22 protein-coding genes and 7 pseudogenes are annotated in these 19,345 nt (G+C 66.9%); 15 read left to right on the plus strand and 14 right to left on the minus strand.

Translation table 11 applies throughout. The features are described from left to right. Positions 1 to 184: 184 nt before the first annotated feature. Both K7C20_RS37085 and K7C20_RS37090 read left to right on the plus strand, forming a co-directional pair. A complete protein-coding gene (locus K7C20_RS37085; protein WP_030083892.1) occupies positions 185 to 892 on the plus strand; it encodes a hypothetical protein in 708 nt (235 codons plus the stop codon). 133 nt (positions 893 to 1,025) lie between these two features. Further along, positions 1,026 to 1,178, plus strand: a pseudogene (locus tag K7C20_RS37090) (macro domain-containing protein); the annotation flags it as partial. Positions 1,179 to 1,882: 704 nt separating this feature from the next. Here K7C20_RS37090 and K7C20_RS37095 read toward each other — a convergent pair. The 4 genes from K7C20_RS37095 to K7C20_RS37110 are packed head-to-tail and all read right to left on the minus strand — an operon-like array spanning position 1,883 to position 5,451. After that, positions 1,883 to 2,473, minus strand: coding sequence for a GTP-binding protein (locus K7C20_RS37095; RefSeq protein ID WP_030083891.1), 591 nt, complete (start codon positions 2,471 to 2,473; stop codon positions 1,883 to 1,885). Next, positions 2,460 to 2,831 (minus strand): DUF742 domain-containing protein, encoded by a 372-nt coding sequence (locus tag K7C20_RS37100; RefSeq protein ID WP_053209654.1) that lies wholly within the window; start codon positions 2,829 to 2,831, stop codon positions 2,460 to 2,462. Before K7C20_RS37100 ends, K7C20_RS37095 begins: the two co-directional genes overlap by 14 nt. Beyond that, positions 2,831 to 3,235, minus strand: coding sequence for a roadblock/LC7 domain-containing protein (locus K7C20_RS37105; RefSeq protein ID WP_030083887.1), 405 nt, complete (start codon positions 3,233 to 3,235; stop codon positions 2,831 to 2,833). Before K7C20_RS37105 ends, K7C20_RS37100 begins: the two co-directional genes overlap by 1 nt. Next, entirely contained in the window at positions 3,232 to 5,451 is a 2,220-nt protein-coding gene (locus K7C20_RS37110; RefSeq protein ID WP_245171480.1) for a sensor histidine kinase, read from the minus strand. Before K7C20_RS37110 ends, K7C20_RS37105 begins: the two co-directional genes overlap by 4 nt. 439 nt (positions 5,452 to 5,890) lie before the next feature. Here K7C20_RS37110 and K7C20_RS37115 point away from each other — a divergent pair. Further along, positions 5,891 to 6,710, plus strand: a pseudogene (locus K7C20_RS37115) (IS5 family transposase). Positions 6,711 to 6,886: 176 nt separating this feature from the next. Here K7C20_RS37115 and K7C20_RS37120 read toward each other — a convergent pair. Next, positions 6,887 to 7,336, minus strand: coding sequence for a hypothetical protein (locus K7C20_RS37120; RefSeq protein WP_030089183.1), 450 nt, complete (start codon positions 7,334 to 7,336; stop codon positions 6,887 to 6,889). Positions 7,337 to 7,671: 335 nt separating this feature from the next. After that, positions 7,672 to 7,851 (minus strand): MmyB family transcriptional regulator, encoded by a 180-nt coding sequence (locus K7C20_RS39600; RefSeq protein WP_030089185.1) that lies wholly within the window; start codon positions 7,849 to 7,851, stop codon positions 7,672 to 7,674. Positions 7,852 to 8,062: 211 nt separating this feature from the next. Here K7C20_RS39600 and K7C20_RS37130 point away from each other — a divergent pair, with 211 nt between their 5' ends. From K7C20_RS37130 to K7C20_RS39605, 5 genes and pseudogenes are all read left to right on the plus strand, one after another. Continuing rightward, on the plus strand, positions 8,063 to 8,287 hold the full coding sequence (locus K7C20_RS37130) for an Atu4866 domain-containing protein (protein WP_048830400.1): 225 nt from the start codon (positions 8,063 to 8,065) through the stop codon (positions 8,285 to 8,287). Positions 8,288 to 8,704: 417 nt separating this feature from the next. Continuing rightward, a complete protein-coding gene (locus K7C20_RS37135) occupies positions 8,705 to 9,472 on the plus strand; it encodes an SDR family NAD(P)-dependent oxidoreductase (protein ID WP_030089188.1) in 768 nt (255 codons plus the stop codon). 182 nt (positions 9,473 to 9,654) lie between these two features. Next, on the plus strand, positions 9,655 to 10,092 hold the full coding sequence (locus tag K7C20_RS37140; protein ID WP_030089190.1) for an ester cyclase: 438 nt from the start codon (positions 9,655 to 9,657) through the stop codon (positions 10,090 to 10,092). A 118-nt stretch (positions 10,093 to 10,210) separates the two neighbouring features. Beyond that, positions 10,211 to 10,371 (plus strand): annotated as a pseudogene (locus K7C20_RS39350) (IS630 family transposase); the annotation flags it as partial. A 17-nt stretch (positions 10,372 to 10,388) separates the two neighbouring features. Then, positions 10,389 to 10,658, plus strand: a complete 270-nt coding sequence (locus K7C20_RS39605; RefSeq protein WP_409351337.1) for a TraR/DksA family transcriptional regulator — start codon at positions 10,389 to 10,391, stop codon at positions 10,656 to 10,658. Positions 10,659 to 10,809: 151 nt separating this feature from the next. Here the strand turns inward: K7C20_RS39605 and K7C20_RS37150 are convergent, their stop codons facing one another. Both K7C20_RS37150 and map read right to left on the minus strand, forming a co-directional pair. Next, positions 10,810 to 11,085: a hypothetical protein gene (locus tag K7C20_RS37150; protein ID WP_053209657.1), complete on the minus strand. Its 276-nt coding sequence runs from the start codon at positions 11,083 to 11,085 to the stop codon at positions 10,810 to 10,812. Between the two features lie 90 nt (positions 11,086 to 11,175). Next, positions 11,176 to 11,943 (minus strand): type I methionyl aminopeptidase, encoded by a 768-nt coding sequence (map, locus tag K7C20_RS37155; protein WP_030089194.1) that lies wholly within the window; start codon positions 11,941 to 11,943, stop codon positions 11,176 to 11,178. 65 nt (positions 11,944 to 12,008) lie between these two features. Here map and K7C20_RS37160 point away from each other — a divergent pair, with 65 nt between their 5' ends. Then, entirely contained in the window at positions 12,009 to 12,314 is a 306-nt protein-coding gene (locus K7C20_RS37160) for a helix-turn-helix domain-containing protein (RefSeq protein ID WP_010983415.1), read from the plus strand. A 246-nt stretch (positions 12,315 to 12,560) separates the two neighbouring features. Beyond that, positions 12,561 to 12,716: pseudogene (locus K7C20_RS37165) on the plus strand (IS5/IS1182 family transposase); the annotation flags it as partial. A 146-nt stretch (positions 12,717 to 12,862) separates the two neighbouring features. On the opposite strand, the pseudogene K7C20_RS37170 reads toward K7C20_RS37165, so the two are convergent. Next, positions 12,863 to 13,228, minus strand: a pseudogene (locus K7C20_RS37170) (MerR family transcriptional regulator); the annotation flags it as partial. 71 nt (positions 13,229 to 13,299) lie between these two features. Here K7C20_RS37170 and K7C20_RS37175 point away from each other — a divergent pair. From K7C20_RS37175 to K7C20_RS37180, 3 genes are all read left to right on the plus strand, one after another. Beyond that, positions 13,300 to 13,710 carry an EthD domain-containing protein gene (locus tag K7C20_RS37175; RefSeq protein ID WP_245171483.1) on the plus strand — a complete coding sequence of 137 codons (411 nt, stop codon included), beginning with the start codon at positions 13,300 to 13,302 and terminating at the stop codon, positions 13,708 to 13,710. Between the two features lie 173 nt (positions 13,711 to 13,883). Beyond that, complete coding sequence (locus tag K7C20_RS38840; protein WP_245171485.1) at positions 13,884 to 14,042, plus strand: hypothetical protein; 159 nt, start codon at positions 13,884 to 13,886, stop codon at positions 14,040 to 14,042. Between the two features lie 34 nt (positions 14,043 to 14,076). Further along, positions 14,077 to 14,694, plus strand: coding sequence for a sigma-70 family RNA polymerase sigma factor (locus tag K7C20_RS37180; RefSeq protein ID WP_245171487.1), 618 nt, complete (start codon positions 14,077 to 14,079; stop codon positions 14,692 to 14,694). 91 nt (positions 14,695 to 14,785) lie between these two features. On the opposite strand, the gene K7C20_RS37185 is transcribed toward K7C20_RS37180, so the two are convergent. From K7C20_RS37185 to K7C20_RS37195, 3 genes and pseudogenes are all read right to left on the minus strand, one after another. Then, positions 14,786 to 15,112 carry a hypothetical protein gene (locus K7C20_RS37185; protein WP_053209658.1) on the minus strand — a complete coding sequence of 109 codons (327 nt, stop codon included), beginning with the start codon at positions 15,110 to 15,112 and terminating at the stop codon, positions 14,786 to 14,788. 105 nt (positions 15,113 to 15,217) lie between these two features. Then, positions 15,218 to 15,634, minus strand: a complete 417-nt coding sequence (locus K7C20_RS37190) for a CBS domain-containing protein (RefSeq protein WP_053209659.1) — start codon at positions 15,632 to 15,634, stop codon at positions 15,218 to 15,220. A 62-nt stretch (positions 15,635 to 15,696) separates the two neighbouring features. Beyond that, positions 15,697 to 16,144, minus strand: a pseudogene (locus K7C20_RS37195) (hemerythrin domain-containing protein). A gap of 540 nt (positions 16,145 to 16,684) precedes the next feature. Between K7C20_RS37195 and K7C20_RS37200 the strand changes: the two are divergent. Together K7C20_RS37200 and K7C20_RS39160 are read left to right on the plus strand one after the other, a co-directional pair. Next, positions 16,685 to 16,942: a hypothetical protein gene (locus K7C20_RS37200; RefSeq protein ID WP_150127297.1), complete on the plus strand. Its 258-nt coding sequence runs from the start codon at positions 16,685 to 16,687 to the stop codon at positions 16,940 to 16,942. A gap of 666 nt (positions 16,943 to 17,608) precedes the next feature. Next, positions 17,609 to 17,725, plus strand: a pseudogene (locus K7C20_RS39160) (LPFR motif small protein); the annotation flags it as partial. Positions 17,726 to 18,082: 357 nt separating this feature from the next. On the opposite strand, the gene K7C20_RS37205 reads toward K7C20_RS39160, so the two are convergent. Both K7C20_RS37205 and K7C20_RS37210 read right to left on the minus strand, forming a co-directional pair. After that, the gene (locus K7C20_RS37205) at positions 18,083 to 18,811 is read right to left on the minus strand and encodes a DUF6766 family protein (protein ID WP_048830399.1); all 729 of its coding nucleotides are present in this window, start codon (positions 18,809 to 18,811) and stop codon (positions 18,083 to 18,085) included. 86 nt (positions 18,812 to 18,897) lie between these two features. Further along, positions 18,898 to 19,320 carry a hypothetical protein gene (locus K7C20_RS37210; RefSeq protein ID WP_053209660.1) on the minus strand — a complete coding sequence of 141 codons (423 nt, stop codon included), beginning with the start codon at positions 19,318 to 19,320 and terminating at the stop codon, positions 18,898 to 18,900. Positions 19,321 to 19,345: the final 25 nt, after the last annotated feature.

Here is a 19,345-nt window from a genome sequence, read left to right on the forward strand (position 1 = left end):
CGATCATGCACCGGCGGCGCGTGCTTCGGGACGGTCGAAAGTGGGCCGGGTGACGACTTCCACAGGGTGACGGCGTCGCGACGGGGTGTCACCAGATGACGTCCCAAACTGATCGCTGCGTCTTCAGGCAAGGCTGTCAGGTGCTAGTTTCCCCGCTCCACGGATCGTTGACGGAAGGCCGAGCATGCCGAAGACCAAGCCCCGCAAGCCGGATGCAGACGTCAACCTTCGGCATGGCGGCCACGCCACGGACACCTGCCCGAGGTGTCACTACGTCAGGATCAAGAAGGACCAGGGGAAACTGCTCCACGGCATTCCGGAATTGACCGACAGCGCGAAGCTGCGCAGCGTCGTGGGACAGATCAAAGACAACCTGATGCAGGACAAGGGCCTGGTCGGCGATCCGGCGGCCGTCTTCATGATGGGCGTACTCGAAGCGAGGATCAGCGGGCGCGAGTACTACCTCTTTGCCTCCAGCGGACGCACCGCAGAGCCATGGATCAAGCCCAAGCACCTCGACGGGATCACCTACCACCCGAGGAAGTGGACGCTGGCGAACCCCGCCATTCCCGCGAACCACAGGGGATGGCTGACCGTCCGCGGCGAGAAGGTGGACCTGGGCGCAGACCTACAGGGCGTCACCCGGCCGTGCTCCGCCATGAAACTCCTGCTCGGACTTGGCGCGATGCACCTCGACTGGAAGTCCGTCGACTACGTGCGCATGAGCGAGATGGTCTACGTCGGACCCAAGGCGGAGGACGCCAAACAGATGCGGGTGTGGCACGGACACGGCGCCACGAACTCCTGGACCGCCCACTCCTGCGACGCGTGCGAAGCCCGCATCCCGTACCTGATCTGCGACGTCCCTCCCTGCTGGATCGACACCCCCTGACCGGCAAGCCCTGGACGAAGGCATCCACCGCCGACAGTTCCCCCGCGACCTGCCGCGCCTGCCGCGCCACGTTCCGGGGTGGTGGCCCGATTGCCCCGGCACTGACACTCGTCGCGTGAGCGGTGGGTAAACACTCAACACCGTTGGTCCACGTTTCATCCATGGCGAGCATCGCTCGGAGCGTCTCGCTTCGCGCTACCGCGGGTCGCTGAAGGTGGCCGACGAGATCGGTGCGCGTACGGTCGCGTTTCCCGCTGCGTCCGCCGGTATCTGCCGGTGGCCGATCGGGCAGGGGGATTTGAATTTGGGCCGTACGGAGTGAATGTCATTCTGCGGCACGCGATGTGCAACGCAGAGTGCGCGGTGAGCATGGGAAGAAAGGGCGGAGGACCGGCGGGGCGGTCGGCTCACCTCCTCCGCCTGCGCCGAGAGCACGGCGACGGCGGCGGAGCCGTCGGCCGCTTGGTCGGCTCACCTCCGCCCGCGCGGCATGCGGTCGTCCATCACTACGTCGTACACGACCGGTTCACCTCCGCCTGTGTGGAGGGCACGCGGGAATCCGCTCCCGCCGAGCCGGCAATGGCGGCTCACCTCCGCACGCGCGGAGAGGACCCTTCGCGCCTGCCAGCGTTCGGGGGCGCTTTTGTAAATTCTTGATTCAAGGAACTCATGTCTTGTATTCCGAAGGTACCGGCGTAGCTCGTCTTCGTGTGCGTCTCGTCCGAGTTCGTCCGTAACAAGTGTCGGTTCAGGGGGTGTTGCTGGTCTGTGCTTCCAGCCTGCCGCGTCTCGGTCGACCCGGCATTCTAGGTGCGGGGACGGCCGGAGTGCGGGCTGGCGACGGTGGGCCGCCGTGTGGTGCCACGCACCGGGTCACACACCCGTATCCCACGGACGGCCGGACATCGCCGCCTCGCCGATCAAGTATCCGGCGACGGCGGCCCGTTCAGCCCAGGGCGACTGAGCGGCGTCTCGGGCGCGTCGCGGGTGTCAACCGGTCGCCGCGACCCCAGCTTTGATGATGAGCATGTCGAGAAGCGCGAGCAGGGCACCGCGAGCTTCGTCACGGGAGCGGGCATCGAGCATACGGATGGGTGTCTTCGGGTCACGCAGATGCAGCGCCGCCCTGATCTCCTCGGCGGTGTACGGCTGTTCGCCGTGGAAGCAGTTCGCGGCGACCACGAACGGAAGCCCTCGGTTCTCGAAGAAATCGATGGCCGGGAAACTACGGTCAAGGCGTCGTGTGTCAACAAGGACGATCGCCCCGAGTGCCCCGTACAGCAGGTCGTCCCACATGAACCAGAAGCGCTCCTGGCCAGGTGTGCCGAACAGGTAGAGCACGACCTGTGCGTCGGTGAGGGTGATGCGGCCGAAGTCCATCGCGACGGTGGTAACCGCCTTGGACTCGATGCCGTCGAGGTCATCGACGCCGACGCCTGCGCTCGTCAGCCGCTCCTCGGTGCGCAACGGTTCGATCTCGGAGACCGTTTCGACCAGGGTCGTCTTGCCGACGCCGAACCCCCCAGCGATGAGGATCTTGACGGGGGCCGCTTCCTGGGCAGGGGTGTCATATCCGGGCAAGGTTGTCCCTGATTCTCATGAGCAGGTGGACATTGGTGGTCTCGGCCCCTTCAAGGGGCGACCGGTGCTCGATCAGCCCCCGATCCGCGAGTTCGCCGAGAAGAAGCGTCATGGGAGTGAGGCGGATGTGCATGCGCGCCGCGATCTCGGCGACCGCCAGGCCGCCCGGAGGCGAGCACATCGCGAGGATGGCCTGCCACTCGCTGGGCAGACCGCCGTGGCCGTCCGCGACGGCCACGGCCGTGATCGTGGTGTCCATGGTGAGGGCGGCGTGTGCAGCCGCCGTACGTCCATCGGTCAGCGCGTACAGCCGCGTCCGGCGGCGGCCTCCCTCTCGCGGCCCAGGCTCGTCCGCCATTACGAGCGCTGCGCCTGGCCGCGCTCAGGCGTGCTCAGCCACTCACCGAGCGCCTGGGCGGTACGCACGGCTTCACCGCCCAGCTCCCCTAGCCGCGCCTTGCGGGAGGTCACCACGATAAGCGTGCTGCCCTCCCCGCACCCGACGATGCAGAGATAGCTGTCGTCCATCTCGACCAGCTGGCGGATCACCCGGCCGCCGTCGACCTCCCTGGATATCGCCTTCATCGTGGAAGCGATACCGGAGGACGCGGCGGCTATGCGCTCCGCCTGGTCCCGTTCCAGCTCGTACGAGCTGAGTTTGATCCCGTCGTTGGACAGGAGTACGGCTCCCTTGATGCCGGCGATCCTGCTCAGGTTGTTGTCCAGGACGCTGTAGATCATGTCGTTCGTTGGCGTCGTCATGGCTGATCCTGTCGGAGTTCTTCTTCCACTGTCTGAGTTCCGTGTTCGTAGTCTGCCCAGGCGTCGGCCACTTCTTCGGGTGTCGCCGCGTCCTGATCGACGGCAGTCTCCGGTGCGTGTGGAGCGCGGAGCCGCTCGGCGATGTGAGCCTGCGGGACCCGTTCGGGGAGGGCCGGCTTCGCGTCACCGTCCCGTGTCACGGAGGGAAGCGGCGGCTTACTCTCCACCGGCCGCTCGGGCGAGCGCTCCGGCGTCCTACAGCCGGCCGGCGCGCTCTCCGCGTGCAAGACCAGCTCGGGCTTGCGTTCGTTGAGCGTGCCCGGTGCCGGCGCGGGCGTCACCGCCGCACGCGGTGCTTCTTTTCCTGCCCGGACCGGTTCGGTCGGCACAAGGAGTCCCTCGGGAACGATCACCACGGCCGACGTCCCCCCGTATACCGAGCGGCGCAGCGTCACTGTGGCCCCGAGCTGTTCGGCGATGTGGCCGACCACGAAGAGTCCGAGCCGGTGCGCGTTCTCCGCCAGGACGGAATACGGCGGGGCCGAGTGCAGACGCCCGTTCATCTCCTCGTAGGTTGCGGCGGTCACCCGCGGCCCGCGGTCCTCGATGTCGACCAACAGCCCGTCCGTCACCAGTTCGGCACGGACGACCACCTTCGACTGTGGCGGGGAGAACCGGGTGGCATTGTCGAGGAGTTCTGCCAGGAGGTGGCTGATCTCGCTGATCACCCGCGGTGCCACGCTGATCTCGTCCAGGGCCTGGCGCTCGATCCGCCGGAAGTCCTCGACTTCCGCGGCGGCTTCGCGCAGCAGGTCGGCGACGCGCATGGGCTCGGTGTGCGGATCGGGGATCTCCCCACCTGCCAGGATGAGCAGGTTCTCGACCTGCCGCCGCATACCCACCGTCAACTGGTCGGATCGCATCAACCCGGCGAGAAGCTCCTCGTCGTGACCGAAGGCGTCCTGCAGTTCGTCGGTGAGGGTCAATTGCCGGCTGACCAGGTTTCCGGTGCGCGAGGCGATGCCCGCGGCGAACATACCGAAGCCCTGACGCTCGGCCGCGAGCTGCGCATGCCCGTCGACGGATACGGAGACGACCCGGGCGAACGCGTCGCTGATACGTCCGACCTCGTCCTGGTCTCCGCTCACCGCCGGCAGCGCATCGTCGTCGACGCGCTGCCCCCGCTGGAGCCGGGCCACGACATCCGGCAGCGTGTCCTCGGCAATGGCCACCGTGCGTTGGTGCAGACCGCGCAGGCGGCGGAGCACGGAGCGCGTGGTGAGCACGATGACGGCAGCGACGGCAAGGAGGGCTGCGCCGTTTCCGACGATCAGCCAGATGACCTCGGTCTCCAGCTGCGTGGCCTTGGCGTCGGCGTGCACGAGTACTGCTCGCGCCTGTTTTGCGTCGAGCGCGGCAACGCGCGCCCCGAACTTGTCATACGCGGCCCGCCAGGCGGCGGCCTCCATGGGTAGCTTGATGCCGGACGCGGTGTTCTGGTGGTCGGAGATGACCGCGTCCTCGATGCGGACCTTCGTCTTCCAGCCGTCCGAGGCGAAGACCTGGTCGTAGTCCGCTCTGTCCTCGGACGTCAGATACGGCGCGACCCACTCGTCGTACTGGTACCGCTGGGATCCGACGGAGTTGACGAATTCGGCGAACCCGGAGGAGCTCAGGCGCCTGGACGGCCCGGCCACGGCGAGGATGGTGGTCTCGCGCGCCACCATCTCGGACACCGTGAACATCGTGACGACCACGCCGCTCTCCTGGATGAGCTCGGCGTCTTCCGCATGGCTGAACTCGTTCTGGTACACCCGGATGATGCGGTCGACGAGGTCGGAATAGTAGCCGATCGTCCGCTCCGCGCCTCCTCTGCGGGAGTCCGCCCGCTCGCGGAACGCGGCCAGATCCGCGAGGCTGCGCTTCAGCTCCGCGACGTAAGGTTCGTCCTCGCGCCCGGTCGCCGCCAGAGCTCCGTCCGCCGACCGGCGGAACTCGTCCGCGGCCCGGTCCGTGGCCGCGCGCCGCTCGCGTAGCTCGTTCTCGGCCACGGAGCCGCCCGCCCACCGTGTGGCGGTCATCGTCCGCTCAACCTGCACTTTGACCATCAGCCTGGTCAGGGGCACGTCGATCCGCTCACCAACTGCCACATCAGCACGCAGGTTCTCCGACTGGTGCACCAGCCGCTGTGCGGTCATGATCACTTGGGCACTCATCGCCAGAATAGGGACGATTGCCAGCCAAATGAGCAGCGTACGCAGGCGCAAGGTACGCCGCCGACGAGTCGTCGACTGCCCTCGTGTGCCTTCGGGTTCTATGGGAGACATCAGTCCTCGGGGAGCGGGGAAACAGTGGGGACGGCCCAATAGTCGAGACCAGACGCAGTCCTAGGTTCAGGACTGGGGGAAGCCCGGTTCGGCTTTGGTGCGATGTGGGGGTGCCGATCATAACCAGCCGCACCGGAGAAACGGAGAGATGACTTCCGTTGATCATATGTGGTAGTGGCGACGGAGACGTTGCGCACCGGACGTTGGCGTTCACCTGACGCCTGGGCCCAGGCGTGCTCGTGCAGACAGGGCAACCCGCTCCTAGAGGAGCTAACAGAAAGCTTCTGTGTGGTCATGCCTCGGTCTGTGGAGGCTCGTTGGGTAGGTCATGGGGAAGGGGAAGCGTCCGCCGTGGGTGGTAACGGATGACTTGTGGAGGCAGTTCGAGCCTCTGTTGCCGGTGCGTGAGCGCAGGTCCCGCAACGCTGGGCGTTTGCCGTTGGACGATCGGCGGTGTCTGCAGGGGATTCTGTTCGTGCTGCATACCGGAATCCAGTGGGAGTGGCTGCCGCAGGAGCTCGGCTTCGGCTCAGGGATGACGTGCTGGCGCCGGCTGCGGGACTGGAACGAGGCCGGGGTGTGGGACCGGCTCCACCAGGTGTTGCTGACCGAGCTGCATCAGGCGGGGAAGCTGGACTGGTCGCGGGCGGTGATCGACGGCTCGCACCGGCAGGCACGTCGGGGCGGCCCAAAACCGGCCCGAGCCCGGTCGACCGTGCCAGACCGAGCTCGAAGCACCATGTGATCACTGCTGCCCATGGGCCCCGCTGGCCATCAGGCTCACCGGGGGCGACCGGCACGATGTCACCCAGCTGCTGCCCCTGCTCGACGCGATACCCCACATCAAGGGACGCATCGGCAGGCCGCGTCACCGGCCGCGGCAGCTGTTCGCCGACCGAGGCTACGACTTCGACAAGTACCGCCGCCTGCTGTGGAAACGCGGGAGCAAGCCGGTCATCGCACGACGCGGCATGCCGCATGGTTCCGGATTCGGCACCGTCCGCTGGGTCGTGGAGCGCACGAATGCCTGGATCCATGGCTTCCGTCGACTGCGGATCCGTTGGGAGATCCGCGACGACGTCCACGAAGCCTTCCTCAAACTGGCCTGCTGCGTGATCACATACCGACGCGTCCAAGCATTCTGTTAGCTCCTCTTAATGGCCGTGCTGGAGGAATCCGTGCGCGGCGCCCGGCGCGCCCGCGACGGGCGCCACGTCTAACGGGTCTGACCGCACTTCCGAGGTAGACGCGGCGCGCCGCAGGCTCAAGCGGGGACGCGGGCCGAACGTGTCACGGCCCGCGTGATGTCAGATGGCGTCGCGTGTCAGTAGAGGTGGATGTATGCGTTGCAGTGCCCGAGGCCGCCGAGCGATTTGCGCTGGATCTTGATGTAGGGCTTGCGGGCGATGTCTACCCCGCCCATGTTGGGGCGCCAGGTGAAGTCGTCGTCCTGGTCTCGGAACCATGACTCGGACGTGAAGGTGGTTCTCCCACCGTCTGCCCGGTAGTGGACGGTTGTCGACGAGAGCTTGTCGTAGCCGCCCGTCTCGTAGGCATGCACGCTGTTGAGATAGCTCCACTTGCCGCGGATCGTGTATGTCGCGTCGATTTTCAGGTCGTTGCACGTGGTGGAGCCTGTAGAGGCGGCGACGTCGCTGACGTGAAGCGTCTTCGTCGGCTGGTGGGCCGCGACTGAGGGGGCGGCCGCAAAGGCAGGGAGGCTTGCGGTGAGGGCCGCGATTGTGGCAGTGAGAGCGAGACGGGTGGGGCGCATCAATCCTCCTTGAAGGGATGTTTCTGTTCCCGGTTCTTGAGCAGCTCCGACCGGCATTCGTCGCGTGCTTGGGGCCCGCCGGCTGCCTATTCGGCTGGGCAGACAGAGCTTGACGGCACGGCACAGGTGTGGGCAACAGCGATGTCTGTCCCGGACAGTCGGTTGTATGTCCGGCCTGGTCAGTGCGTTGTCCGGATCCTGTCCGGGCAGCTGGCGCGGGACCGCGGGTTGTCGGGATCAAAGCCAGTTGCCTGGCGCATATACGGCGGCCTGGGCCGCCCCCGCCCAGTCCGTGTAGCAGCGCCGACTTGCAGGGTCCAGAAAGGACAACCAGGTCAGGTGTCCGCCGGGGCGAACTGGGCGTAGAGCGCGTCGGCCAGGGCGTTGGCAGCGAGGAGGTCCAGGTTCCGGCTCATGACGAACGCCGGAGTGTTCGCGTAGCCGTCCATCAGCTGACGCCGCGCGGAACTGGTCCGCTCGGCGATGTGGGCGGAAGGCCGGTAACCGGTGGGCACGGTGCCCTGCCTGGGCCTGCCGCACCCAGGCAGCAGAGGTCCTGGTTGCTCCCCCCTGACCTGCGCAACCTTGGTGGAGCACAACATCACCGGACCGAGAGGAAGGGAGTCCGCCATGGCCGGGACCGCTGGCGCGCACCAAGCCGACCAGACCGGGAGCACCGAGACCGCTCGAAGCGGCCGAACCCCTGAGAACGCCGACGTGGTCGGCATGTGGGTGACCGCGGACGGTCACATCCGTCAGGAACTGCTGCCGGACGGCCGCTACGACGAGGCCCGGGGCACCCGGCCCAGCGCGTTCACGGGCCGGTACACGGTGACCGGCAGTCATCTGGACTACGTCGACGGCACCGGCTTCACAGCCACGGGCGACATCCGGGACGGAGTGCTCTACCACGAGCACCTCGTGCTGTACCGCGAGGAGAAGCCCTCGTGACGGAGCACGGGACCGTGGTCCGCACCGCCGCCGGATATGTAGCTCGCCGGACTGTGTGCTCCGGCTCCGCCAGCCCCCGCCGGATGAAGTCAGAGCGCGGTGGCCGGTGTGCCCGACCTGGACCAAGGGCTGGCGGGGCCCTGCTCAACACCTCCATGCAGATCGGTGGCGCTGTCGTCCTCCCCTCGTCACCGCGGTCGTCGAAGCCGGGCCGAGGGCGAACGTAGACGACCGTTTGGCGGGCTACGGCCCCAGCACCGTCGTCATCGTCGCCACCGTGATCGTCGGCCTGGGAACCGCACTCCGCACCGGCACTGGCCCGACAGCCACGGCCACTGACGGCGCCCCGTCGCCCGACCGCACAGCATCCGGACGCCCCGCGTCGACGTCCGGCCCCAGCTCACCAAGGAACACACCATGACATCCGCAATTCTGTCCACCGAAGCCGCCGAGTTCGCCGGAAAGGCCGCCCTCGTCACAGGGGCCGCGCGCGGCGTGGGCAAGGAAACGGTGGCTCTCCTCCATGCCCGCGGCGCACGCGTCGTCGCCGTCGATGTCCGGCCCGAACTCTCCGCCCTGGCCGACGAGTTCCCCGGCGTCGTGACGATGACCGGCGACGTCACGCTGGAAGAGACCGCCATCGGGGCGGTGCGATCGGTCGTCGACGCCTTCGGCGGACTGGACATCCTGGTCAACAACGCCGGACGCACCCTGAACAAGGCCATCACCGAGACCACCGCCGAAGACTGGGACACCGTGATGGCGGTCAACGCCCGCGGCTCCTTCTTCTTCGCCCGCGAAGCCTTCCAGGCCATGAAGGAGCGCGGCGGCGGAGCCATCGTCAGCACCGGCTCCTACGTATGCACCGTCGGCCTGCCTCAAGGCGCCGTCTACAGCGCCTCGAAGGGCGCTCTGGCCCAGCTGACCAAGGTGCTCGCCGTCGAGGGTGGCTCCCTGGGCATCCGCGCCAACCTCGTCGCCGCGGGCGTCGTCGAGACCGACTTCCTCGACACCTTCCGCTCCGACAGCCGCGCCTACCTCGCATCCTTCGCCGATGCACACCCGATCGGCCGTGTGGCACAGCCTCCGGAGATCGCCGAGGTCCTGTGCTTCCTCGCCTCACCACGGTCCAGTTTCGTCACGGGCGCCGTGGTCGCCGCCGACGGCGGCTTCACCGCAGCCTAACTAATGCCGCATCAGGCAACGTCTGCCTGCCATCGCTGCGCTGAGTCACCTGCGTAACCGCTTCTGAGTGAACGTCCGCGGTGGCTTGGCGCGCCGTGGGGGTGGCCGGGGGCCCGACGGGTGACGATTCAGGTCGTATGTGCCGTTCCGGCGACATGAGTCGAGCGTGCAGAGAGGTTCCTGTGTCCATCGAGGAGAACAAGAGGCTGGTTCGCCGTTTTTACCAGGAGATCGACGAGGGCAACCTGGATGCCATGGACGAGCTCGTGGCCGAGGACTACCAGGACCACTCGCCACCACCGTTTCCGGGGTTCGCACCCGGTCGCGAGGGACTCAAGCAGGTATTCCGCCTGTTCTGGGACGCCACACCCGGGACCCACGAGATCGAGGACCAGATCGCGGAGGGCGACAAGGTCGTGACTCGGCTGACGGCTCGTGGCGTGCACGAGGGGGACCTCCCAGGCATCCCTGCCACCGGTAAGCCGATCACGATGACCGCGACAGTGATCCATCGGATCGAGAACCGCAAGCTCGCCGAAAAGTGGTCGGACAAGGATCTCCTCGGCTTCCTTCAGCAGCTGGGTGTCATTCCGGCGTCCGGCGGGGTATCGGGGGGATAGCCCGGGGCGGCACTGCGATCCGAGCGGGCCTGTCAGGCAGGAAGTTTGAGGGCGCCCTGTGATGATGGGACGCGCCGCGCAGGTCCTGCGTCATGCGGTCCTTCGCCAAGCTGTGCTGGTGGCAGCACGAGTACACGTGCGCGAGATTGATGACGACGGGGGCGGCGGCTGTTGCGGATCATCCGCCGGGGCACCGGGGCGGTGGTGACCTGGCGGCGGGCTCAGAGGGTGCTGCTGTCCGCGCAGGGCATGCCGGTGGGGAAGATCGCCGAGGTGTCGTCACCAGTGATAGCCGGGTGCTGAGGCGACGGCGGCCGAGCTCCGCGCCGACTGCAATCGAGACGCCGCCGGGTGCCCAGAGGGCAGCGATTGACCAGCAACAGGCCCGGGCCCAAGAGGCTCGGGGCGTTCTGGAGCAAACGCTCGGTGCGCTGCGCCGACTGGAAGAGGGGGCATTCGGCATCTGCGTCGTGTGCGGTGCTCCGATCGGCAAAGAGCGGGTCGTGGCTCTGCCGCGCACCGAGCTGTGCGTCGACTGCCGACGCCGTCACGAACACCATCGGTGACGAAGCGGACTAACCGAGCGTCGCCTCCGGCGTCGCAGTGGGCGAGCTCCGGCTCTTGGGTACCCGTGCGGGCCTGATCAAGCGTGGCCTGTGGCCCGGAGGTGTCGGCTGGCGCCGAAGGGGGTTTGAGGCATCGCGGCATCGGCCCCTCCTACAGGCTGTCGCTCGTCAGCGGTGGCCGGGCCGCCCTGGGCACGGTCGTCCCGGTGCGCACGACGGGCACGAGGAAGCCGAGGCCGGCGGGACTCCAGCCGGCCGAGCCGGAGGAGTCGAGATCGGGCTGGGGGCGAAGCCCGCGTCGGCGAGGCAGCGGCGGGCGGGCCGTCACCTTCTGGAAGCTCTCCCAGTTCGGAAGGTTGATGGCAACCAGGACCTCGCCATCGTGCGGGTGGCTGTTCGGTGTGCAAGCGGCGATCAGCTCGGGCATGGTGACCTCCCGGTTCGAGGGGCCGGGATAGTTGAGGCCCGGCCGCGCCTGGCAGCCGGGTCTGCTGACGCGGCAGCGGTGTGGGCTACCTTACGGTCGGGTGAGAATTTCGGCTCCGCTGTCGGTGATGGCGATGGTGTGCTCGCTGTGCGCGGTCCGGCAGCCTGTCGCGCTGCGCAGCGTCCAACCGTCGGCGTCGGTGACGAGTGTGGCAGTGTCGGCCATGACCCAGGGCTCCAGGGCGAGCAGCAGTCCGGGGCGCAGCTTGTATCCGCGGCCGGGCCGTCCGGTGTTCGCGATGTGTGGGTCCTGGTGCATGGTCGAGCCGATGCCGTGGCCTCCGAACTCGGTGTTGATCGGGTAGCCCGCCTTGCTGAGGACCGTGCCGATGGCGTGGGAGAGGTCGCCGATGCGCGCCCCGGGCTTGGCGGCGGCGATGCCGGCGGCGAGTGCACGTTCGGTCGTCTCGATCATCGCGACGCTCTCCGCTGGCCTGGCCTTGCCCACCAGAAAGCTGATCGCGGCGTCCGCGGCCACCCCGCCCCTGGCTACGGCGAGGTCGAGAGTCAGCAGATCCCCGTCTGCCAGCGTGTAGTTGTGAGGCCGCCCATGGAGCACTCGGTCGTTGACGGCCGTGCAGATGTAGTGCCCGAACGGGCCGCGCCCGAAGGAAGGCGCGTAGTCGACGTAGCAGGACTGCGCTCCCGCCTCGGTGATCATCTCCTTGGCCCACTGGTCGATGTCCAGCAGGTTCGTCCCGACCGTGCTGCGCTGCTTCAGCGTGTGCAGGATGTTTCCGACCAGGGCGCCGGTGTCCCTCGCCCGCTCAAGCCGCGCGGAGTTCAGGATCTCAATCATGGGGGACCTCTCATGTATGTCCAATAACTATACCGGTCCAACTGTACCGGTATTAGAATGGGGTCATGGTCAGGTTGCCGCTCACCCCCGCCGAGGTAGAACGCGGACAGCGCCTTGGCGCCCTGCTCCGCCGAGCCCGGGGCTGCCGCTCGATGCTGGACGTGGCGCTCGCTTCGCACATCTCGCCGGAAACTCTGCGGAAGATCGAATCCGGCCGTGTGGCTACCCCCGCCTTCCCGACCATCGCAGCGATCGCCGACACCCTCGGCCTGTCTCTCGACGCCGTCTGGGCCGAGATTAGCCAGGCGGAGCGAACCGTCGAGGATCAGTCGGTCCTGCCTGTCACACGGCATCCATCGCTGGTTTCGTAACGCCGCACTCAGAGAGTCGGCGGTTCACTGACCGCGCTGTGCCGGTACGCCTGCGCGCGCTGATCACCTCGTCGACCAGCCCGAGCACCGCCTAGCGGACCTCGGCGGCTACACCGACCTGGCCGCCTGTCGGCTCCATCGCTTCCTGCCCGAAGGGCGCGAGCGCCCTCACCCTCGCGGTGTGCCCGCACACGGGGAAGGTGTGGGAGACCCGGTAGCCGACGCACTCGCGGCAGGCGGCGAGATCGCCGCGCCTTCTACCGGCTCGCCCGCTGCTACGAGCGGCGCGCCATGGTCGACGCATGCTTCGACCTCGCCGACAGGGTCATAACCGTGCGCAGCCTGATCCGACAAGCATGGACGACTTACCGCTGGGACGTACGCACGAACCGCCGGCCATGACCGCACGCCTCCCCTGCGTACTTTCACGGACCCAAATCCGGCGGATCGCGGAAGATATCAGCCAGGGAAATCTTCTGAGCGCGAGCTGTATTGGAGCATCTCGCCGGAGGAAACCCAGAACGTTGATTCGGTTTGTCTGAGGCCGAGTCATCCGCCACGCTCGCCAGGAATTTCCGGTTGACGTCAATTAGGTGATCAAGTGCTTCCCTGGCGGCGGCTAGGCTGTCAATTGTGGATGAAAGGCGGGTTCGCTCCTGATCCATTGCCGTCAAGGCTTGCCGAGCTCTGTCTACGTTGGGCTGCGTCATACAGGGGACCAACTGAGCGATGGTTCTGCTGGACATTCCGGCGGCCAGGAATACCTGAATCAGCGCCACCCGCTGGACGTGCTCGTCGTCGTAGCTCCGCTGGCCGCTGGGGGACCTTGTACTGACCAGCAAACCCTGCTGCTCGTAGTAGCGCAGCGATCGACGGCTTGCTCCTGTCCGGGCGGACAGTTCACCAATCCGCACCTCAACTCCTCGTGTGTATTGGGTCACGGCGACTTGCCCTTGACATCGATGTGAGCGTTTAGGTTAACCCCATGACTCGCGACCCGCTGCCGGGGTATCAGGTCGCCTACCTCTCGCGTCCGCGAGAGCACGAATGGGAGAAGTCCGTGATCAAGTTCGCTTTCATGATCAACCGTATCGATGGAATGACCTTCGAGGGATTCGTTGAGCATCACCGAAGCCACCACGCCCCGTTGTTTACCTCCATTCCGGAAGCGCGGCAGTACGTGAAGAGGTACATCGTCTCTCACCCGATACCGGCTGAAGGGTACCCCAGTCCGGCCTACGACGGTCTCACTGAAATCTGGTTTGAAAGCTGGGCAGATCACGACGCCTTCTTCGCGTCTAAGAATTACAAGGAGTTGGTGAACCCGGACGAGAGTAAGTTCATCGATATGAATTCAGTGGCAGTAATGGTCACTGAAGAAAGGGTTGTGATCTAGGCCTTTAGGCTGCCCGCTCTGTGCTCGGGCGGAACGCGGCCGGGGGCATGACTGGTGCCGATGGGGCGGGGCGAGTGCTGGGGCCGCGACCCGACGCCTCCGGCAGGGTGGGCTCATCGAGGTGTCGGGTAGGGGGTTGGCGACCGGGGCTCAGCAACCGGAGGGAGCCGGCCATGAGCGACAGCATCATGACCGCAGGAACGGTACGGGAGACGGGGGCGAAGGTGTGTGCCGTCCCGGCCCCGACGGTGCTGCCGCAGATCGAGGACCCGCGGCACATGGCTCCCGCCAATGCGCGTGAGCTCACGAAGCTGTTCGTGTCTGCGCCTTGACGCGTTGGAGGAGGGGACGCACGAGGATCAGTACGTGCGCAACACCCTCATCGAGATGAACCTGACCCTGGTGCGCTACGTCGCCCGGGGCTTTTCCGGCCGTGAGGAGAGCACCGAGGACATGCTGCATGTCGGCGCGATCGGTCTGATCAAGGCCATCGACCGCTACGACGTCTCGCGCGGGGTGGAGTTCACCACGCTGGCCATTCCCTACATCCAGCGTGAGATCAAGGATTCTTCCGCGACACCACCTGGTCGGTCCGCGTGCCCCGGCATCTGCATCGACCTTGCCCGATCCCGCGAACAACTCGAAGGCCCAAGGCGTCCACGAACCGTCCGTCGCCGAGCTCGCCACTCACCTCAACCCGGACGAGACAGAGGTCCCTCCGGCTCCAGGCAGCAGACCGGGCTCGTCGCCGACGTCATCGGCTCCGAAGACCCCGCCCTCGCGCTTGCCGAAGACATCCAGGCCCTCAATGCGCACCTGGTCGAACTCAACAACCGAGACCGCACGCTCCTCGAACTGCGCTTCGGCGCCGAGATGGCCCAGATGGAGATCGGCAAGGAACTCGGCCTCTCCCAGATGCACGTCTCCCGCCTTATCACCCGCATCTGCGCACACCTGCGGCTAGAGATGCTGGCCACCTGCTGACTGCACAACACCTCAACCGTCGGGCGTAGCCTGCCGCTTCGCTCGAGGGAAGCCGCCGGCTACGAATGTAGACCTGGCCGGGGCAAGTGGGTCAGCGGCCGACGGCCCGGCGCAGCTGGTCCTTGCTCATGGTCGAGCGGCCTTCGACATTCTTCTTCTTGGCCTCTTCGTAGAGCTGGTCTTTGGTCGGGCTACCGGGTCCGCGGTGCGAGCGTTCGCCGCCGCGCTGGGAGGCGGATTTCGGATCGCGGGTGGAAGTCTTGCTTGCGGTTTTGGCTTCGCCGGAGCGGGCGCGTTCCTTGTTCACCGTGCGGGCGGCGATCTCCTTGGCCCGCTTGTCGGAGGTGCCGCGCTCCTCGGCCTGTTCCTTGATGTGCTCGTACTGCCGTTCACGCTTCTTACTGGATCCTGCAGGCACAGCTGCTCACCCTTTCTTCGGTCAGCCTTCCCGGCGCCTCTCTTGTGGCCAATACCAGTCCACGTCCGGTGGGCGCGCGCCGCCACCCGGGTGGCGGCGGTGTCGTCAGTCGGTGGAGAGGGCTTCGAGGAGGTCTCCGACCTGCGGGTCGGGCAGGGCGCGGGCGACGTCGGCCAGCGCCACCATGCCGACCAGGCGGTGCCCGTCGATGACCGGCAGGCGGCGGACCTTGTGGCGGGCCATGGTGGCGAAGATTTCGTCGGCGCTGTCGTCGGCGCCGATGGTGACGGCCTCGCCCTGGGCGAGTTCACCGGCCTTGGTCTGCTGCGGGTCGCGCCCCTTGCCCAGCACCTTGACGGTGATGTCCCGGTCGGTGAGAACGCCTTTGAGTTTGTCGTCGGTACCGCAGATCGGCAGGGCGCCGACACCTAGGTCGGTGAGCTTGCGAGCTGCCTCCAGAACGCTGTCCTCGGCGCCGATGCACTCAGCGGAAGCGGTCATGATGTCGCGTGCCACAGACATGCTTGGCCTTTCGTTGTTCGTGCGAAGGGAAGAAGGCGGCGTTACTTGCCGCGGCCGGAGACCTAATCGCGTACCCGGTCCACCGTCCCCAGGCCCGGGGCGAGCAGCTTGTTGGCCGGCGGTGTGCTCGGGGCGCCGGGGTGCGGGCGAGTGGGAGCGCTCTTCTTCGCCTGCCGGATCTTGTTGCCCAGCTCTTCGAGGGCGTAGGGATGCACGTGGGTGCGCATCTGGGGAACTCGCGCTGCTGGAGGTCATTGAGGAGCTGCTCGACGCGAGCGTGGTCGGCGAGCTCCTTGTCCGCCAGCGCATCGCCCTCCTCCAGGTGCTCACGCACCGCCGGGTAGAGGTACTCCTCCTCGACGGAGTGCCGCACCAGCTCGATCGTCAGCGCATCCACCAGCCGCCTGCGATCTGCACTGCCGGGGGGAGCGTCCTCGAACTGTTTGAAAGCCCTTCGACCTCCCGGTGGTCGGTGGTCAGCTCGGCGATCACATCACCACCATGTCCCACAGCATGCCGCCTTTCACTGGGCCGTAGGCTCATCCGGCTCTCGCACCACGGGTTCCCGAACTCATGGGGACATAACGCAGCCGTGTACCTAATTGCCCCCTGCCGGGCGAATGGGCGTGGCGAACAGACGACACAGGCCGCCTGAACGATGAAGATCAACCCGGGTGCGCTGCGTACTGCGCCCATCGTCCCGGTCTTTACTGGCCGGCGGCTCTGCGCCCGACTCCAGGGGCCCCGGGCGGGCGCAGGGCCGACGACCTCACTGTGCCGCGAAGGCGCCGGCCACCACATCTAACCGCCCCACGCTGTTCGCCTCGGCTCTCGGCCCTCGGGCGAGAACCGCACAACCGGCCTATCCTGAAGAGGGAAAGACCTCCAGGAGACAGGCCGGAGAAGACGGGCTGGCCAGAGCCCGTGGTGGAGAACAAGAGCCACCCTGGCCCCAGGCCACCAGGGCGGCTTTTCCATTGCGTCCACGCATTACCCGGCCCAGCGGCCGCTGCGAGGGTGGCACGGGTCAGTTGGGTTCTTCGGGCTTCTATGTCCCGGCTTCTCCTGCTGGCCCGTCGTGATCGTTCGGAGAGCTCTGGTCCGCAGGAAGCGTTCGCTCTCCCACGTCAGGCTGCGCTCGATCTGGATGTAGTGCAGGCCCGTCACATCGGCCAGCTCCTCCTCGTTAAGGTCCGGCTGTGTGCGCAGGGCACGGGCGACCTTGCCCGCCCACAGCTCTTCCTTGGCGAAGGGCCGGGTGCGGTACTGCTGCTGGAGTTCACCGAGGTGTTCGGGGCCGCAGGCTGACAGACGGCGCAGGCCGTCATGGTCCGGGTCGTAGGGATGGAGGAATCAGGGACCAGGCTGTAGACCGGCGTTGCCACAGGGGTGGGCATACCGCACAGGTCACACGGCGTCAGGCCGGTCACCGGCTCGTCGTCCTTGTCCATCCGCGCTCCTCGTTCCATCCCTGCCACGGCACTCAGGAGCGGGTATCGGAGGCGGGCAGACTCGTAGGCCGCCCCTGTCCTTGGATGAAGCAGGGGCGGCTCGCGCAAACCCCGCTGCCAGATACAGGGGCCTGCAGCCAGGCCGCCGACCACTCGCCGAGAGGACTGACTGACCGCGTGAAACCGACCGGCCTGGATGCAAAAAGCTACCGGAGGAATGCACAAAGTAACGGCACCGGCGCGGCCCGCCTTTGACGTGCTCATCCACATCCGTCGGGTACCGGCCGGATCTACTCACACGCCTCATCCGAAAGATCGCTGAGGTACGGGCCCACGCTCGTCCACGCATACCCGCCTGCACGGAAGGAGCAGAAGGCAGTACCCCGTGATCCGGACGGCGGCGCTCTGGTCGCTGTCCCCGGCTCTGTTTCCTCGGCTGACTAGCGGGCACCTGACCGGTGATCGGCCGTGCAGCGGCAAGCCAGATCCGGCGTTCTGCGCTGAAGGAGGACGGAGGTTCACCGTGTTGAGGGCAATCGCAGATGTTCCTCGGTCCATCGGCGGGGCCATCGCTAACGTTGTCACCCTGCCGTTCCGGGCCGTGGCCCGGCTGTTCGGCGGCGCATCGAGTTCTGCACGGGCCCCACTGACAGTTCAGTCGCCCGCGAGGCGCAGGCGCCCCAAAAGCCGCCAGGCTGGCCCCCGACCCGACCAGCCTGGCTTCGCTTGCCCGGCCAGTTGTCAGTGTGGATTCGTAGAGGACCAGGCTTAGGTCGGCGAAATTATGCAGCCATCTTTTCATAGCCCATAGGCCCAGCGCTGTTGAGGATGGTGCTGCTGCGGAGTATGTCGTCGAGGTGCTCGACACTGATCTGTCTTCTTTGACGCGCCAGGAGCCGAAGCGGGCTCATGCGGCGACCAGCGCGAGAGCAGCGTGGCGCTGCGTAAGGACGCGGGCGAGCCATCGGGTTCCGGGCTGCCCGTCCGCCTCTCCCCCTCAGCCCCCTTCCACGCCGGTGGCGCCGTGGGGTGCGCCGACCGGCTTGGATTCCGGTGATCCGCGTTGTCTCAGGTAAATGGCGAGCACGGCCATGGAGGCGATTGCCAGCAGTTCAGACTGCCAGTTCTGCAGGGTGCGGTTCCAGAAGTCCGCGGAGGACAAGTAGTCGGCCCACGTTGTGGGCGCCTGGAGCCGGCGCAATTGCTGCTCATTGAAGGCCGCGACGCCGGCGACCGACTGGGTGAGCCAGGACAGCAGGAAAATGCCCCCCATGACCAGGCCCAGTGAGCGGGAGAAGATGGCCCCCCGCCAGCCCTGATCCGCGGCCCAGCGGGGGGAATCGCTCCTGGCGTGCTCCCCGGTCCTCTGCTCCTTGTCCGACTCCGTACCGGCCTTGCCGAGTTCCTTGGATTCGGGGGATCCGCGTTGCAGCAGCCAGACGGTGCAGAAGATGTACAGGAAGAACTGCAGGTATTCGGACTGCCAGTTCTCTGTGACATCGACGGCGAAGTCCGAGGACGTCACATACGCGGCGAAGCTGACGGGGGCCAGCCCGTCGGCGACGAGCTCGTCATTGAACGAGGCGTGCCCAGCCACGGCCTGGCCTGCCACGGCGAGCAGGAATGTGGCCATGAAGAACAGACCGAGGCTGTTGTGCTGCGCAAAGCGTCGTATGCGGTGCCGGTTCGGTGCAGTGACCGTACCCGGTTCCGGATCGGAGCTCATCGGTGCATCACCCCCAACGTCATGAAGTACGCCAAACCGCCGACGACCACCAGCAGGGTCCCGATGAACAGTGTCCGCATATGCCCTCACCCACCCTTGATCTCACACTGGTACGGCCGCTGGGGGCGTGGCCGGCAGCCGGCGGCCGTCACCTTCCAGCCGGCGGAGAAGTGCGCCAGGAACAGGGTGTCCTGCTCCAGCAGGACCCGGGCCTGATCGCCGTACACGTCCACGCCCCGTACCGCACCGGCCGCCGGCAACTCCTGCTCCTCGATCGCCTGGCCGATCGCCCGATCACATCGGCTCCTGGCGGACTGTTCCAGTTCCTCCCTGGTGGCGGGCGCGAGGGTGGCGCACAACCGCCCCAACTGTCCGGCGGCCAGCGCCCGCTCGAACCCGGCGACTTTCGCGGTCACCTGCTCACGCCTTGCGGAAAGGGTGTCGCAGCCACTGACCGTGGCGAGTACCACCAGCGCCCCGGCTCCCGGGACGTACCACCTTCCACGCATTTTGCCTCCCCGGTGGCTGAGCAGC

This window comes from Streptomyces decoyicus (genome assembly GCF_019880305.1).
GTDB classification, from domain to species: Bacteria; Actinomycetota; Actinomycetes; order Streptomycetales; family Streptomycetaceae; genus Streptomyces; species Streptomyces decoyicus.

Bases quoted from the DNA above. Each gene is read 5' to 3' on its own strand.
- K7C20_RS37085 (WP_030083892.1), top strand. From the start codon at position 185: ATGCCGAAGACCAAGCCCCGCAAGCCGGATGCAGACGTCAACCTTCGG.
- K7C20_RS37100 (WP_053209654.1), bottom strand. From the start codon at position 2,831: ATGGCGGACGAGCCTGGGCCGCGAGAGGGAGGCCGCCGCCGGACGCGG.
- K7C20_RS37105 (WP_030083887.1), bottom strand. From the start codon at position 3,235: ATGACGACGCCAACGAACGACATGATCTACAGCGTCCTGGACAACAAC.
- K7C20_RS37110 (WP_245171480.1), bottom strand. From the start codon at position 5,451: ATGAGTGCCCAAGTGATCATGACCGCACAGCGGCTGGTGCACCAGTCG.
- K7C20_RS37120 (WP_030089183.1), bottom strand. From the start codon at position 7,336: ATGCGCCCCACCCGTCTCGCTCTCACTGCCACAATCGCGGCCCTCACC.
- K7C20_RS37130 (WP_048830400.1), top strand. From the start codon at position 8,063: ATGTGGGTGACCGCGGACGGTCACATCCGTCAGGAACTGCTGCCGGAC.
- K7C20_RS37135 (WP_030089188.1), top strand. From the start codon at position 8,705: ATGACATCCGCAATTCTGTCCACCGAAGCCGCCGAGTTCGCCGGAAAG.
- K7C20_RS37150 (WP_053209657.1), bottom strand. From the start codon at position 11,085: ATGCCCGAGCTGATCGCCGCTTGCACACCGAACAGCCACCCGCACGAT.
- map (WP_030089194.1), bottom strand. From the start codon at position 11,943: ATGATTGAGATCCTGAACTCCGCGCGGCTTGAGCGGGCGAGGGACACC.
- K7C20_RS37160 (WP_010983415.1), top strand. From the start codon at position 12,009: ATGGTCAGGTTGCCGCTCACCCCCGCCGAGGTAGAACGCGGACAGCGC.
- K7C20_RS37175 (WP_245171483.1), top strand. From the start codon at position 13,300: ATGACTCGCGACCCGCTGCCGGGGTATCAGGTCGCCTACCTCTCGCGT.
- K7C20_RS38840 (WP_245171485.1), top strand. From the start codon at position 13,884: ATGAGCGACAGCATCATGACCGCAGGAACGGTACGGGAGACGGGGGCG.
- K7C20_RS37190 (WP_053209659.1), bottom strand. From the start codon at position 15,634: ATGTCTGTGGCACGCGACATCATGACCGCTTCCGCTGAGTGCATCGGC.
- K7C20_RS37200 (WP_150127297.1), top strand. From the start codon at position 16,685: ATGTCCCGGCTTCTCCTGCTGGCCCGTCGTGATCGTTCGGAGAGCTCT.
- K7C20_RS37205 (WP_048830399.1), bottom strand. From the start codon at position 18,811: ATGAGCTCCGATCCGGAACCGGGTACGGTCACTGCACCGAACCGGCAC.
- K7C20_RS37210 (WP_053209660.1), bottom strand. From the start codon at position 19,320: ATGCGTGGAAGGTGGTACGTCCCGGGAGCCGGGGCGCTGGTGGTACTC.